This is a genomic window from Paracoccus sp. AK26 (genome assembly GCF_011801365.1).
In the GTDB taxonomy this organism is placed as follows: Bacteria; Pseudomonadota; Alphaproteobacteria; order Rhodobacterales; family Rhodobacteraceae; genus Paracoccus; species Paracoccus aerius.
In genome coordinates this window covers 1,180,116-1,195,180 of record NZ_CP041041.1, presented here as the reverse complement: position 1 = coordinate 1,195,180, position 15,065 = coordinate 1,180,116, and the positions used below count along the sequence as shown (strand labels likewise).

General features: G+C 66.3%; 12 protein-coding genes and 1 tRNA gene. 6 read left to right on the top strand and 7 right to left on the bottom strand.

What is annotated here, in order from left to right; genetic code table 11:
* Positions 1-21 precede the first annotated feature (21 nt).
* The 3 genes from FIU66_RS05840 to FIU66_RS05830 all read left to right on the top strand — a co-directional run bounded on the left by FIU66_RS05840 (position 22) and on the right by FIU66_RS05830 (position 2,671).
* Entirely contained in the window at positions 22-1,212 is a 1,191-nt protein-coding gene (locus FIU66_RS05840; RefSeq protein WP_167621829.1) for a hypothetical protein, read from the top strand.
* A complete protein-coding gene (locus FIU66_RS05835; RefSeq protein WP_167621828.1) occupies positions 1,209-2,561 on the top strand; it encodes a cytochrome P450 in 1,353 nt (450 codons plus the stop codon). Before FIU66_RS05840 ends, FIU66_RS05835 begins: the two co-directional genes overlap by 4 nt.
* Before the next feature lie 34 nt (positions 2,562-2,595).
* A tRNA-Ala gene (locus FIU66_RS05830) sits at positions 2,596-2,671 on the top strand.
* A 158-nt stretch (positions 2,672-2,829) separates the two neighbouring features.
* Here FIU66_RS05830 and FIU66_RS05825 read toward each other — a convergent pair.
* Positions 2,830-4,236 (bottom strand): class II 3-deoxy-7-phosphoheptulonate synthase, encoded by a 1,407-nt coding sequence (locus FIU66_RS05825; RefSeq protein ID WP_167621827.1) that lies wholly within the window; start codon positions 4,234-4,236, stop codon positions 2,830-2,832.
* A 131-nt stretch (positions 4,237-4,367) separates the two neighbouring features.
* Here FIU66_RS05825 and FIU66_RS05820 point away from each other — a divergent pair, with 131 nt between their 5' ends.
* Complete coding sequence (locus FIU66_RS05820) at positions 4,368-5,345, top strand: GlxA family transcriptional regulator (protein ID WP_167621826.1); 978 nt, start codon at positions 4,368-4,370, stop codon at positions 5,343-5,345.
* A 53-nt stretch (positions 5,346-5,398) separates the two neighbouring features.
* Here the strand turns inward: FIU66_RS05820 and FIU66_RS05815 are convergent, their stop codons facing one another.
* The 6 genes from FIU66_RS05815 to FIU66_RS05790 all read right to left on the bottom strand — a co-directional run bounded on the left by FIU66_RS05815 (position 5,399) and on the right by FIU66_RS05790 (position 11,611).
* Positions 5,399-5,848, bottom strand: coding sequence for a F0F1 ATP synthase subunit epsilon (locus tag FIU66_RS05815; RefSeq protein WP_167621825.1), 450 nt, complete (start codon positions 5,846-5,848; stop codon positions 5,399-5,401).
* 9 nt (positions 5,849-5,857) lie between these two features.
* The gene (atpD, locus tag FIU66_RS05810) at positions 5,858-7,282 is read right to left on the bottom strand and encodes a F0F1 ATP synthase subunit beta (RefSeq protein WP_167621824.1); all 1,425 of its coding nucleotides are present in this window, start codon (positions 7,280-7,282) and stop codon (positions 5,858-5,860) included.
* Between the two features lie 17 nt (positions 7,283-7,299).
* Positions 7,300-8,178: a F0F1 ATP synthase subunit gamma gene (locus FIU66_RS05805; protein WP_167621823.1), complete on the bottom strand. Its 879-nt coding sequence runs from the start codon at positions 8,176-8,178 to the stop codon at positions 7,300-7,302.
* A 12-nt stretch (positions 8,179-8,190) separates the two neighbouring features.
* On the bottom strand, positions 8,191-9,726 hold the full coding sequence (gene atpA / locus FIU66_RS05800; RefSeq protein WP_167621822.1) for a F0F1 ATP synthase subunit alpha: 1,536 nt from the start codon (positions 9,724-9,726) through the stop codon (positions 8,191-8,193).
* The gene (locus FIU66_RS05795; protein WP_167621821.1) at positions 9,726-10,292 is read right to left on the bottom strand and encodes a F0F1 ATP synthase subunit delta; all 567 of its coding nucleotides are present in this window, start codon (positions 10,290-10,292) and stop codon (positions 9,726-9,728) included. The genes atpA and FIU66_RS05795 overlap by 1 nt, the downstream gene beginning before the upstream one ends.
* Positions 10,293-10,786: 494 nt before the next feature.
* Positions 10,787-11,611 carry a methyltransferase domain-containing protein gene (locus FIU66_RS05790; RefSeq protein ID WP_167621820.1) on the bottom strand — a complete coding sequence of 275 codons (825 nt, stop codon included), beginning with the start codon at positions 11,609-11,611 and terminating at the stop codon, positions 10,787-10,789.
* Positions 11,612-11,669: 58 nt separating this feature from the next.
* Here FIU66_RS05790 and gloB point away from each other — a divergent pair, with 58 nt between their 5' ends.
* Together gloB and clpA are read left to right on the top strand one after the other, a co-directional pair.
* Positions 11,670-12,416 (top strand): hydroxyacylglutathione hydrolase, encoded by a 747-nt coding sequence (gloB, locus tag FIU66_RS05785; protein WP_167621819.1) that lies wholly within the window; start codon positions 11,670-11,672, stop codon positions 12,414-12,416.
* A 209-nt stretch (positions 12,417-12,625) separates the two neighbouring features.
* The gene (gene clpA / locus FIU66_RS05780; RefSeq protein ID WP_167621818.1) at positions 12,626-14,947 is read left to right on the top strand and encodes an ATP-dependent Clp protease ATP-binding subunit ClpA; all 2,322 of its coding nucleotides are present in this window, start codon (positions 12,626-12,628) and stop codon (positions 14,945-14,947) included.
* Positions 14,948-15,065 lie beyond the last annotated feature (118 nt).

Below are 15,065 nucleotides of genomic sequence, written 5' to 3'. Positions count from 1 at the left end.
CCGGCGCTTGACGGATTGCCCATGACACGACCCTTCCGCCGCCTGGTCCTGTATGTTCCGGGCTTCGACCCCATGCCCCCGCGCCGCTACCGAGAGTTGTATCGGCGCGAATCGTGCAAGCAGGCCGCGATCTGCGGCTATGATCTGGCGATGGAGCGGCATGGCGGCGCGGCGGGCTTCGGCTGGGCCACCCGCGCCTGCTTTCCCGAAGGCGAGGCGCAGTCGCAGGTCGAGGTTCTGGTCTGGTCCGATCTGGTCCAGGCCTCGATGCGGGCCGGGATCGGGGGCACCTACGGGCAGATGCTGCGGGTGGCCTGGGTCTATATCTGCTCGGGCGCGCTGCGGCGGCTGATGCGGCTGCGGCGGGGGCCGGTTCTGGCGGCGCTTTATCCGCTGGCGATGCTGCTGACGCAGCTTCTGTGCGCGCTGACTGTGGCGGGGCTGGCAGGCTGGGCTGTCGCCGTCATGACAGGGATCTTCTGGCTGGGCCTGCTGACCGCCGCCGGCTTGGCTTGGGGCGTTCTTGCCTTTGCCCGGTCCCAGGACCACCGCCTGTTCGCTTATTACCTGATGCACGACTATGCCTTCACTGCCAGCATGAAGGGTGCCTACCCGGCCGGGCTGGAAGAAAGGCTGAAGCGTTTCACGGACCGGCTGGCCCAAGCCGTGGACGACGAGCTGGACGAGGTCCTGCTGGTCGGCCATTCCTCGGGCGCCTATCTGGCCGTGTCGATGCTGGCCGACCTGCTGCGCCGGGGCCGGAGGCCGAACGGCCCCGCCCTGTCGCTGATGACGCTGGGCCATGTCGTGCCGATGGCGGCCTTCCTGCCGCGCGCGCAGCGGCTGCGGGCTGACCTGGCCTATCTCTCCGAACAGACGGACATCTTCTGGGTGGACGTGACGGCGCCCGGCGATCCCTGCAGCTTCGCCTTGTGCGATCCCGTGGCGGTCACGGGCGTGGCGGGTGTGGATCAACGCTGGCCGCTGGTCCTGTCCGCGGCCTTCACGCATACGCTGTCGCCGCAGCAGCAGCGCGACATGCGGTGGCGGTGGTTCCGGCTGCACCTCCAATATCTCTGCGCCTTCGACCGGCCGGGCGACTATGACTATTTCGCCATCACCGCCGGGCCGCAGACGCTGGCTGACCGTTTCGCGGGCCGCAAGCATTCGCCCGGACGCATCGCCACCCCTGCCGGACCGGGCCTGCCATGATCCCGCCGCGCCCCCAGGCGACCGAGGGACGCGGCAGCGTCCTGCGCTTCGCCCGCGCATTCCGCCGCGACCTGCTGTCAGCCCTGCCCGACCGCCTGTACCGCGCATGGATGGCCGAGTTTCGCAGCCCGCTGGTCCACAGCTTCTTTTGCAACGATCCCGCGCTGATCCGGCTGATCCTGAAGGACCGCCCTGGCGAGTTCCCGAAATCGAACCGGCTCCGCGCGGGACTGGCGCCGCTGCTGGGAAATTCGGTCTTCGTGACCAACGGGCCGGAATGGGCCGCGCAGCGCCGGATCATCGACCCGGCATTCGAGGGCGGCAGGCTGCACGAAACCCTGCCCGCCATCTTCGGCGCGGCCGATGCCATGGTCGCGCGCCTGAAGCCCGGCCTCCAGGACATCGAGCCACCGGCCAGCCATGCCGCCGCCGACGTGATCTTCCGCGCGCTCTTCTCGATGCCCATCGAACACGAGACGGCGACGCAGGTCTTTGCCGCCTTCCGCGCCCATCAGGAGGCACAGCCCGTCGTCAATCTGGCCGGCCTTCTGCCCTGGCCCCGCTGGCTGCCGCAGCCCCATTCCCGCCGCACCCGCCAGACGGCCACCCAGATCCGCGGGCTGATCACCGATCTGGTCGCGGCCCGGATGCAGGCGATCCGCCGGGGCGATGCGCCGGACGATCTTGCCACGCGCATCATGACCACCCCCGACCCGCAGACAGGGCAATGCTTTTCGGAACCCCAGATGGTGGACCAGGTAGCGATCTTCTTCCTGGCGGGCCACGAAACAAGCGCATCCGCCCTGTCCTGGGCCCTGTGGCTGCTGGCCGCCAATCCCCAATGGCAGGAAGCCGTCGCGGCCGAGGCGGCGGCCCTGACCCCAAACATGGCCGGCGTCAATGCCCTGCGTGTCACGCGGGCGGTGTTTCGCGAAGCCCTGCGACTCTACCCCCCGGTCCCCATGATGGTGCGCGAGGCCGCCCGCCCGCAGAAGATGCGCGGTCGCCCTATCCCGAAAGGTGCGCAAATGGTCCTGTCGCCCTGGCATCTGCACCGCCACAGGCGCCTGTGGGATGATCCCGACCGCTTCGACCCCGCCCGCTGGTCCTGCCCCGAAAGCCGGCCCAGCATCCGCGACGCGTTCATCCCCTTCTCGGCCGGGGAACGCGCCTGCCCCGGCGCGGGCCTTGCGATGATCGAAGGGGTGGTGATGCTGGCCCGCGTCCTGGACGCCTTCCGCCTGCGCCCTGGTCCCGTGCCACCCATTCCAGTCGCGCGCCTGACCGTCCGTGCCCGCGACGGCATCGCCATCCACCTGACCCCGCGCAAGGCTGCATCATCCGCTTGACATTCCCCCGCTGGCCGGGAAAAAGGACGCCAGTGGGGCCGTAGCTCAGTTGGTAGAGCGCGTCGTTCGCAATGACGAGGCCAGGGGTTCGATTCCCCTCGGCTCCACCAGTTTCACCACAGGATCATCGTTGGCCGGCACATTTTGCGCCATGCCGGCTTATTTGAACCAACATCCGGCAATGCCTTGCAGAGCGGGCGTGTCCTGAACGCGAAAGCCTCCGCTGAAGAAAGCAGCCGCCCGATATGGGCGGCTGCGGGTCGTCGGTTCAGACTGCCATGGCGTCCGGGGCCTGGACCGAAGCCTCGCGCCGGTTGCGCAGTTCCTCGGCCACCAGGAAGGCCAGTTCCAGCGACTGGCTGGCGTTCAGGCGCGGGTCGCAGGCGGTGTGATAGCGGTCGGACAGATCCTCGTCCGTGACGGCGCGGACGCCGCCCGTGCATTCCGTCACGTCCTGGCCGGTCATCTCGAAATGCACGCCACCGGGGATCGTGCCCTCGGACTTGTGGACTGCAAAGAACTCCCGCACCTCGCGCAGGATCGAATCGAAGGCCCGCGTCTTGTATCCGGTCGAGGACTTGATGACGTTGCCGTGCATCGGGTCGCAGGACCAGACGACATTGGCGCCCTCGGCCCGGACGGTCTGGATCAGGCGCGGCAGGTGGTCGCCCACCTTGCCCGCCCCGAAGCGCGCGATCAGGGTCAGCCGGCCCGGTTCGTTTTCCGGGTTCAGCTTGGCCATCAGGACCTTCAGATCCTCGGCCGTGGTGGTCGGGCCGCATTTCAGGCCGATGGGGTTCTGGACGCCACGGCAGAATTCGACATGGGCGCCGTCTACTTGCCGGGTGCGGTCGCCGATCCAGATCATGTGGCCCGATCCCGCCACCGGCAGGCCGGTCGTCGAATCGACGCGCGCCAGGGCTTCTTCGTATTCCAGCAGAAGGGCTTCGTGGCTGGTGTAGAAATCGACCTTGGACAACTGGTGCGCGGTGTCCGAATTGACGCCCGCCGCCTGCATGAAGGCCATCGCATCGCTGATCCGGCCGGCGATGTCGCGGTATTTCGCGGCCTCTGGCCCGCCCACGAAATCCGCGATCCAGCTTTGGACGCGGTGCATGTCCGCGAATCCGCCGGTCGAGAAGGCCCGGAGCAGATTCAGCGAAGCGGCTGCCTGGGTATAGGCCGCCAGCATCCGCTGGGGATCGGGGATCCGCGCCTCGGCCGTAAAGTCGAAGCCGTTGATGATGTCGCCGCGATAGCTGGGCAACTCGACCCCGTTCAGGACCTCGGTGGGCGCGCTGCGAGGCTTGGCGAACTGGCCTGCCATCCGGCCGACCTTGATGACCGGAAGCTGCGCCCCCCAGGTCAGGACCACCGCCATCTGCAGCAGCACCTTGAAGGTGTCGCGGATGTTGTCTGCGCTGAACTCGGCAAAGCTTTCGGCGCAGTCGCCGCCCTGCAGCAGGAAGGCGCGGCCTGCCGCCGCCTCGGCCAGATGGGCCTTCAGGCGGCGCGCTTCGCCCGCGAAGACCAGGGGCGGATAGCGGCGCAGCTGCGCCTCGACCCCTGCAAGCGCGGTCTGGTCCAGATAGTCCGGCATCTGCACACGGGGATAGGCGCGCCAGCCGGCCTTGTCCCAGGCTTGGGTGGCGGTCTTGCGGTTCTCCTGCGTCATGGCACGGACTCCTTGGAAAAATGGTCGGGCAGATATAGACGGGAATGGCGCCGGGGGGAAGGTGGCGGATCCCCTTGCGGCAGCCGTTATTTCCTGATGATGTCGCCCGATCTCGCGCGAAGACTGCCCTCATGACATCCGACAAGCCCCGCCGCTTCACGTTCCTGCTGCTGGACCGTTTCACCATGCTGCCCTTTACCGCGGCGATCGAGCCGCTGCGGCTGGCCAACCGCGCCGCCGGGCGGCAGCTTTATTCCTGGCGGTTGGTCGGACCGGGCAAGGAATGGGCCGCCTGTTCCAACGGCACGCGCGTGGCCCTGGATGCGGGACTCGATGCCGATCCGGCCCCCGAGCGGGAAGACGTGATCATCGTCTGCGGCGGCACCGACATCGCGCGCGAGGCATCGAAGCCTGTCCTGAACTGGCTGCGCAAGCAGGCCCGCAGCGGCCCGACCCTGGGTGCCGTCTGCACCGGCACCTGGATCCTGGCCGAGGCCGGTCTTCTGGATGGCCGCAAGGCCACGATCCACTGGGAAAACCACGACGGCTTCGCCGAGGCCTTTCCCCAGGTGGATCTTTATCGGTCGGTCTTCGTCAATGACGGCAACCGGCTGACCGCGGCGGGGGGCACCTCGTCCATCGACATGATGCTGAACCTGATTGCCGAGGCGCAGGGAGACGCCATCGCGACCGAGGTCGCCGACCAGATGCTGCACACCACGATCCGCACCAACCAGGACCGTCAGCGCCTGTCGATCCCCACGCGGATCGGCGTCCGTCACCCGCGCTTGGCCGCGATCATCGCACGGATGGAGGGCAACCTGGAGGATCCGATCAGTCCCGCCCGCCTGGCAGAAGACGCCGGCATGTCGACCCGCCAGCTTGAACGGCTGTTCCGCCGCTATCTGAACCGCAGCCCCAAGCGGTATTACATGGAAACCCGGCTAGCACGCGCGCGCAACCTGCTGATGCAGACCGAGATGTCGATCATCGAGATCGCGCTCGCCTCGGGGTTTTCCAGCCCTTCGCATTTCTCGAAATGCTACCGGGCGCTCTACGGCAGCACGCCCTATCGCGAACGGGGCACCGGACGGCCCCCCCAGGCATAGAAAAACCCCGGTGCGACTGTCGCACCGGGGCAATTCTTGCGCTGACGCCGTTCTCAGCTGGGAACGGTGGACTGGTTCGGATCAAGGCCGATATGGGTGCCCATGGCCTCCATGTCGGCCAGCAGCTTGGTGGCCGCTGTGACAATGTCATCGCCAACCGTGTCGCGCTTGGCTTCCGCACTGCGGCGGCGGCGATGAGCCTCGGCCATCATGTCGTTGAAGACGTCCTGGGTCATCTCGTCGCGCGCATGGCCGCGTTCGGCCAGCAGGCTGACCGAATCGGGGCCGATCTCGACAAAGCCGCCGGTGACGGCGAACTCGGTCTGCGATCCGTCGGCCGCCACCACCGTGACCAGACCGGGCCGCAGCGTGACGATGGTCGGCGCGTGGCCGGGCATGGCGGTCAGGTCGCCATCCGTGCCCGGCAGGCGAACCTCGCGCACGGGAACGGAGGCGAGGCTCCGTTCCGGCGACACGAGGTCGAACTGCATGGTATCGGCCATCTCGCCCCCTTACGCGGCTTCTGCCGCGAGACGCTGGGCTTTCGCCTTCACGTCCTCGATGTCGCCAACCATGTAGAAGGCGGCTTCCGGCAGGTGGTCGTATTCACCCGCGACCACGGCCTTGAAGGACGCGATGGTTTTTTCCAGCGGCACCTGGACGCCATCGGAACCGGTGAACACCTTCGCCACGTCGAAGGGCTGGGACAGGAAACGCTGGATCTTCCGGGCGCGGGCCACGGTCAGCTTGTCCTCCTCGGACAGTTCGTCCATGCCCAGAATGGCGATGATGTCCTGCAGCGACTTGTACTTCTGCAGGATGCCCTGAACGTCGCGGGCGACCTGATAGTGCTCCTCGCCAACGACAGCCGGGTCGAGGATACGGCTGTTCGAGTCGAGCGGGTCCACGGCCGGATAGATCCCCAGTTCCGAGATCGCGCGCGACAGAACGGTCGTGGCGTCCAGATGGGCGAAGGTCGTGGCGGGCGCCGGGTCGGTCAGGTCGTCGGCCGGAACATAGACGGCTTGGATCGAGGTGATCGAGCCGTTCTTGGTCGAGGTGATGCGTTCCTGCATCGCGCCCATGTCGGTGGCCAGCGTCGGCTGGTAGCCCACGGCAGACGGGATGCGGCCCAGCAGCGCCGACACTTCCGAACCGGCCTGCGTGAAGCGGAAGATGTTGTCCACGAAGAACAGGACGTCGGTGCCGGTGGCGTCGCGGAACTGCTCGGCCACGGTCAGGCCGGTCAAGGCGACGCGCATCCGCGCCCCGGGAGGCTCGTTCATCTGGCCGTAAACCAGGGCCACTTGGCTTTCCGCCAAGTTGTCCGGCTTGATGACGCCCGATTCCACCATCTCGTGATACAGGTCGTTGCCCTCGCGGGTGCGTTCACCCACGCCGGCGAACACGGAATAGCCCGAGTGCACCTTGGCGATGTTGTTGATCAGTTCCATGATCAGAACGGTCTTGCCGACGCCTGCGCCGCCGAACAGGCCGATCTTGCCGCCCTTGGAGTACGGGGCCAGCAGGTCGATGACCTTGATGCCGGTGACCAGGATTTCGGACGAGGTCGCCTGCTGCGAGAACTCGGGCGCGGGCTGGTGGATCGCGCGGCGCTCGGACACAGCCAGCGGCTCGCCTTCGTCCACGGGCTCGCCCACGACGTTCAGGATGCGGCCCAGCGTCACGTCGCCGACCGGAACGGTGATCGGGCCGCCGGTGTCGGTCACACGCTCGCCGCGGACCAGACCTTCGGTCGAATCCATGGCGATGGTGCGGACGGTGTTCTCGCCAAGATGCTGGGCCACTTCCAGGACCAGCTTCTTGCCGTTGTTGGTGGTTTCAAGCGCGTTCAGAATCGCGGGCAGGTGATTGTCGAACTGCACGTCAACGACGGCGCCGATCACCTGCGTGATTTTACCATTGGCCTCTGCCATGTCTCTACCCCTACGTGTCAGAGCGCCTCGGCGCCCGAGATGATTTCGATGAGTTCCTTGGTGATCGCAGCCTGGCGCGAGCGGTTGTACTCGGTCGTCAGTCGGTCGATCATGTCGCCTGCGTTGCGCGTGGCGTTGTCCATGGCCGTCATCCGCGCCCCCTGTTCGGAAGCCGCATTTTCCAGAAGCGCCGCGAAAATTTGCGTCGCGACCGAACGCGGCAGCAGGTCGGCCAGGATGGCCTCTTCGCCGGGTTCGTATTCATAGAGGTCGGACCCGCCGCCAGCCGCTTCGCCTTCGGGCACTTCGGCCGGGATGATCTGGCGCGCGGTCGGAACCTGGCTGATCACCGATTCGAAGCGGTTGTAGAAGATCGTTGCCACATCGAAATCGCCGGCCTCGAAGCGGTCCAGCACGTCCTCGGCAATGGCGCGGGCATTGTCATAGCCCACGCGCTTGACCTCGGACATGTCGACATGGCTGACGAACAGGCTGCCGTATTCACGCTTCAGCTGTTCGCGGCCCTTCTTGCCGACGGTCAGGATCGCGACTTCCTTGCCCTCGCCGCGCAGGCGGTCGGCGTGCAGCCGCGCCAGCTTGACGATGGAGCTGTTGAAGCCGCCGGCCAGCCCGCGCTCCGAGGTCATGACGACCAGCAGGTGCTTGCGGTCGGCGCCCGTCCCGGCCAGCAGGCGCGGCGCCGAGGACGAACCGGCCGCATTCGCGGTCAGTCCGGCCATCACCGCCGCCATCCGGTCGGCATAGGGGCGCGCGGCTTCCGCCGCGTCCTGCGCACGGCGCAGCTTCGCGGCGGCGACCATCTGCATCGCCTTCGTGATCTTCCGCGTGTTCTTGACGCTTCCGATCCGGTTCTTGAGGTCCTTGAGACTGGGCATCTATTCCCCCTCTCAGGCGCGGGTCTTGTTGTATGCGTCCAGAGCGGCCTTGATCGCGTCTTCCAGATCGCCCGAAACCTTGCGGTCGTTGCGGGTCATGTCGTCCAGCAGGTCGGCCTTCTGGTTGCGCAGGAACTGGATCAGCCCGTCTTCCCAGGCAACGACGTCGCGCACCGGCACGTTGTCGATATAACCCTTGGTGCCGGCATAGATCACGATCACGATCTCGGCGTTCGTCAGCGGACGATACTGCGGCTGCTTCATCAGTTCCGTCAGGCGCGAACCGCGGTTCAGCAGGCGCTGCGTCGCCGCGTCGAGGTCGGACCCGAACTGGGCGAAGGCCGCCATCTCGCGGTACTGGGCCAGTTCCAGCTTGACCGGACCCGCGACCGACTTCATCGCCTTGGTCTGAGCGGCAGAACCCACGCGGGACACGGACAGACCGGTGTTCACGGCAGGGCGGATGCCCTGGAAGAACAGTTCGGTTTCCAGGAAGATCTGGCCGTCGGTGATCGAGATCACGTTGGTCGGGATATAGGCCGACACGTCGCCCGCCTGCGTCTCGATGATCGGCAGAGCGGTCAGCGAGCCTGCGCCATTGGCCTCGTTCAGCTTGGCCGAACGCTCCAGCAGGCGCGAGTGCAGGTAGAACACGTCGCCGGGATAGGCTTCACGGCCGGGCGGACGGCGCAGCAGCAGCGACATCTGGCGGTAAGCCACGGCCTGCTTGGACAGGTCGTCATAGATGATCAGCGCGTCCATGCCGTTGTCGCGGAAGTATTCGCCGATCGCGGTGCCCGAATAGGGCGCCAGGAACTGCATCGGCGCGGGGTCGGAGGCGGTCGCGGCGACGACAGTCGTGTAGGCCATGGCGCCGGTTTCTTCCAGCTTCTTGACCAGCTGGGCCACCGTCGAACGCTTCTGGCCCACAGCGACATAGATGCAGTGCAGGGTCTTCATGCCCTCGGCCTCGCGGCCGTTGTAGTTCTGCTGGTTCAGGATCGTGTCCAGAACGATCGCGGTCTTGCCGGTCTGGCGGTCGCCGATGATCAGTTCGCGCTGGCCACGGCCGACCGGGATCATGGCGTCGACGGACTTGAGGCCGGTCGCCATCGGCTCGTGCACCGACTTGCGCGGCATGATGCCGGGGGCTTTCACGTCGGCGATGCGGCGCTCGGTGTACTCGATCGGGCCCTTGCCGTCGATCGGGTTGCCAAGCGCGTCCACGACGCGGCCCAGCAGGCCCTTGCCGACCGGCACGTCCACGATGGAGCGGGTGCGCTTGACGGTGTCGCCTTCCTTGATGTCGCGGTCGTCGCCGAAGATCACGATGCCGACGTTGTCGGTTTCGAGGTTCAGCACCATGCCCCGGACGCCGCCCGGAAACTCGACCATCTCGCCGGCCTGCACCTTGTCGAGGCCGTAGACGCGGGCAATGCCGTCACCGACGGACAGCACCTGGCCCACTTCGGCCACTTCGGCTTCCTGACCGAAATTCCTGATCTGATCCTTGAGGATGGCCGAAATCTCGGCTGCCTGGATTCCCATTATCCGACCTCTTTCATAGCATTCTGGAGGGAAGCGAGCTTCGAGCGGATCGAACTGTCGATCATCTGCGAACCCAGCTTGACAATCATGCCGCCGATAAGAGCCTCATCGACGCGGGTGTTCAGTTTCACTTTCTTGCCCGACTTCTGCGCCAGGGTGTCGCGCAGGCGGGTCTGCTGGTCGTCGGTCAGGGCCACGGCGCTTGTCACCTCGGCGGTGACTTCGCCCCGCTCCTCGGCGATCAGCGCCTGCAACTGGCGCGCCAGTTGCGGCAGCACGAACAGGCGGCGGTTACGGGCCATCAACTGAAGCGTGTTGGCCAGCACCGGCGACAGGCCCATCCGCTGCGACAACGCTGCGATCGCGCGCGACTGGTCGTCACGGGTATAGATGGGAGAGCTGATCAAGGCGCGCAAGTCAGCGCTGTCCTTCAGCGCCGATCCCAGATCCTCGGTCTGCTGAGCCAGGGCGTCCAGGCCCCCGTCTTCCTTGACGATGTCGAAGACGGCCTGCGCATAGCGCCCGGCGATGCTCTGGGACATGGAAACAGAGTTGGCCACGGTCATCCTTTACGGTTTGCGCAAACCCCACTGGCGGGCCGGTTTGCTGCCGGTCTGTCGCGGGGTGCGGGTCGCATTCGCACGGCTTATGGAGGGCCGTTCGGAAATCTGCGGCGTCTCTAGCAGGTGAATGCGGGCCGGGCAACCGGATAGCGCACGGAAATGAGAGGGTTGCGACCTTCGGATCCGGCCCCGGCCGATCGCCGCGCATGGCAGGCCCGGCAGGGTGCGACAGGCTGTCGCAGCGCACCCCGGCCAGCCCCTTCCGGACCATGCTGAACGCAGCGCAGACGGGCGCCACGGGGCTTTGCAATTACATGAAAACCGCCCGGCGCAGGGACCAGCCAAAGACTGCCCCCATGCGCCGGGCGCAACTGGGAACGATACTTGGACGACTTTCCGCCACGCCGATAGGGAACGGAGGGCGGAGCGACACAAAAAGCAGCGAACTCGTTACCCCTACGGCTATAGGCCAGATGGGCGCCCTCCGTCAGTTCACCTTATGGACAGGTGGACACGATTCGAGACGGGTCCTGCTTTCCGTCCCGCAGATGCTGCACGTTCCGCCCAAAGGGGGCACGCGCCGGGCGCGGGCCGACGACGCCGTCCAGGATCTCGCGCGGGCTGGGGACGTGGACGCGCATCTCGGGGCCGATGGGGGCGCGGACCTGCTTGGACAGTTCGATCAGGACCACGCCCGCGATCAGGACGCGGCTGATGCGCTTTCCCGTCCGTTCCCACATCTGGGCGCTGCCCAGCCAGAAGCGGCGGTCGGACGGCGGGATGTAGACGGCCGATCCGTGCCATTCGGGGACAAAGCCCGCCCGCCGGGCCTGGGTCTCGATCTGGCCGGCGGTATAGCTGCGGCCAAGGCCGAAGGGCGTGCGGTCGGACGCAGCCCAAAGCCCCGCCCTGTTCGGGACCATCACGATCATCCGCCCGCCCGGCCCTAGCACACGCCAGGCCTCGGCCAGAAGGGCCTTGGGATCGTCGCTGGTCTCAAGGCCGTGGAGGATGACAAGCCGGTCCACGCTGCCGGCTTCCAGCGGCCATGCGGTCTCGTCGCACAGGACGCTGTGGTTGGGCATCCCGGCGGGCCAGGCCATGACCCCCTGGGGGCCGGGCATCAGCGCCGTGACCCGCCGCGCCGTCGTCAGATAGGGGCGCAGCATCGGCGCTGCAAAGCCGAATCCCGCCACCGTCATGCCGGTGCAGCCACCCGGCGGCCAGCGGGTGACAAGCCGGTCGCGCAGGATCCGCTGAACCACGCGGCCCAGGGACCGCTGGTAATAGAACTGGCGAAGGTCGGTGATATCGTGGTGCATTGCGCCCCGGCCCGGGTTTTGACAGGCTCGACCACATCACAGGAAAGGGACTTTGCCAATGCCGCTGGAACTGGTCACGCTGCGCTGCCTGAAGGACAACTATGCCTATCTGCTGCACGGCGAGGAAGGCACTGTCCTGATCGACGCCCCCGAGCCGATGCCAATCCTGCGCGAACTGGCCGCCCGCGACTGGGGCCTGTCCGCGATCCTGCTGACGCATCACCATTCGGACCATGTGGACGGCGTGGCCGAGATCGTGGCCGGAACCGGGGCCATGGTGATAGGCGCCGCCGCCGACGCGCACCGCCTGCCACCGCTGGACCTGCGCGTGGCCCCCGGCGAGCCGCTGGAGGTGCTGGGCGAGCCGGTCGAGATCATCGACGTGTCCGGCCACACCGTCGGCCATGTCGCCTTCCACTTTCCTCAGTCCGGCTTTGCCTTCACCGCCGACAGCCTGATGGCCTTGGGCTGCGGCCGGCTGTTCGAAGGCACGCCGCAAATGATGTGGGCCAGCCTGTCGCGCCTGAACGCCCTGCCCCCGGAGACGCTGATCTGCTCGGGCCACGACTATTGCGCGGGCAACGGAGCCTTCGCCCTGTCGGTCGATCCCGACAACCAGGCGCTGCGGGACCGGCTCGGGGCCGTGCAGATGAAGGAACAGCCCTGCGCCCCCGCGCCCCTTTCGCTGGAACGCGAAACGAATCCCTTCCTGCGCGTCAGCCATCTCCGCGCCAGCCTGGGCATGGAAGATGCGCCCGATGCCGAGGTCTTTGCCCGCCTTCGCGCGATGAAGGACAGCTTCTGAAGGCAAGCGAAATCGTCGCCCCCATCGCCGCGCTTGAAATCCGCACGGCGAGGCATCACATCTGCCTCAACCGTGGGAAAAACGCGGCATGTGGACGAAAAACCACTTGATGCCAGCCGAAATCCACCAAATCTTAACTGTATCGTGACAGTCTGGGCAGGTGGGCACAAGATATGCCCATACCGCCAGTCGACTGACAGGAGACGACCGTGCCAAGCTTCTCGACCTCACTGGAACAGGCCATTCACCAGGCGCTTGCCCTGGCGAACGAACATCGACACGAGCTTGCCACGCTCGAACACCTTCTGCTGGCCCTGACCGAGGAACCGGACGCGGTCAAGGTGATGCGGGCCTGCAATGTCGACCTGGACGAACTGCGCAAGCTGCTGATCGACTTCATCGAGGACGATCTTTCGACGCTGATCACCGACGTGGAAGGGTCCGAGGCCGTGCCGACCGCCGCCTTCCAGCGGGTGATCCAGCGTGCCGCCATCCATGTCCAAAGCTCGGGCCGGCAAGAGGTCACGGGCGCCAATGTGTTGGTCGCGATCTTTGCCGAACGCGAATCCAACGCGGCCTTCTTCCTGCAGGAAATGGACATGACCCGTTACGACGCGGTCAACTTCATCGCACATGGCGTGGCGAAGAACCCATCCTTCAACGAGAACCGCAAGGTTGTGGGGTCGGACGAGCCCGAACAGAAGCAGGCCGAGGCCGCGCCCGAAGCCAAGGATGAAACCGCCCTTGGCAAGTACTGCGTGGACCTGAATGCCAAGTCCAAGAAAGGCGACATCGACCCGCTGATCGGGCGCGAGGCCGAGGTGGAACGTGCGATCCAGGTCCTGTGCCGCCGCCGCAAGAACAACCCGCTTCTGGTGGGCGATCCCGGCGTGGGCAAGACCGCCATCGCCGAAGGTCTTGCGCTGAAGATCACGCGTGGGGAAACCCCCGACGTGCTGGCCGGTGCCACGATCTTCTCGCTCGACATGGGCGCGCTGCTGGCAGGCACCCGCTATCGCGGCGATTTCGAGGAACGGCTGAAAGCCGTCGTGAAGGAGTTGGAGAACCACCCGGACGCGATCCTGTTCATTGACGAGATCCACACCGTCATCGGTGCGGGCGCGACCTCGGGCGGGGCGATGGATGCGTCGAACCTGCTGAAGCCCGCGCTGTCTGGCGGCAAGCTGCGCTGCATGGGCTCGACGACGTATAAAGAGTTCCGCCAGCATTTTGAAAAGGACCGCGCCCTGTCGCGCCGGTTCCAGAAGATCGACGTGAACGAGCCCACCGTGGCCGACACCATCAAGATCCTGATGGGGCTGAAGCCGTCTTTCGAAAAGCATCACGACCTGCGCTACACCAATGACGCGATCAAGTCGGCGGTGGAACTGGCCAGCCGCTATATCAACGACCGCAAGCTGCCCGACAGCGCCATCGACGTCATCGACGAGGCGGGTGCGGCCCAGCACCTGGTCAGCGAAAGCAAGCGGCGCAAGACGATCAGCCCCAAGGAGATCGAGGCCGTTGTGGCCAAGATCGCCCGCATCCCGCCGAAGAACGTCAGCAAGGACGACGCCGAGGTTCTGCGCGACCTGGAGACGACCCTCAAGCGCGTGGTCTTCGGCCAGGACGCGGCGATCACCGCCCTGTCCTCGGCCATCAAGCTGGCCCGGGCGGGTCTGCGCGAACCCGAAAAGCCCATCGGCAACTATCTGTTCGCCGGGCCCACGGGCGTCGGCAAGACCGAGGTTGCCAAGCAGTTGGCCTCGACCCTGGGCGTCGAGCTGCTGCGCTTCGACATGTCGGAATACATGGAGAAGCACGCGGTTTCCCGCCTGATCGGCGCGCCTCCGGGCTATGTCGGTTTCGACCAGGGCGGGATGCTCACCGACGGCGTGGACCAGCACCCGCATTGCGTGCTGCTGCTGGACGAGATCGAGAAGGCGCACCCGGATGTCTACAACATCCTGCTGCAGGTGATGGACCACGGCAAGCTGACCGACCACAACGGCCGGCAGGTGGATTTCCGCAACGTGATCCTGATCATGACCTCGAACGCCGGCGCGTCGGACATGCAGAAGGCCGCGATCGGTTTCGGCCGCGACAAGCGCGAAGGCGAGGATACCGCCGCCATCGAGCGGACCTTCACGCCCGAGTTCCGCAACCGCCTGGACGCGATCATCAGCTTTGCCGCGCTGTCGCGCGACGTGGTGGTCCATGTGGTCGAGAAGTTCGTGCTGCAACTGGAAGCGCAGCTCATGGACCGCAACGTCCATATCGAGCTGACCCCCGAAGCCGCCGACTGGTTGGCCGAAAAGGGTTACGACGACAAGATGGGCGCCCGTCCCCTGGGCCGCGTGATCCAGGAGCACATCAAGAAGCCGCTGGCCGAGGAACTGCTGTTCGGCCGGCTGACCAAGGGCGGCGTGGTCCGCGTCAAGATCGAGGACGACAAGCCCGCCTTCGACATCACCGGCCCCGATGCCCCGCGGATCGGCAAGTCCAAGACACCGCTTCTGACCGCCGACTGATCGGTCTACAAGAACAAGGCCCCGCCCGACCCAGTCGCGGCGGGGCTTTCCTTTTGCGGCGGGCGGCAAGCCGAAGGCTTGGTGTTTCCGGCCCCCTCGACGGGGGCGTGAAACGCTG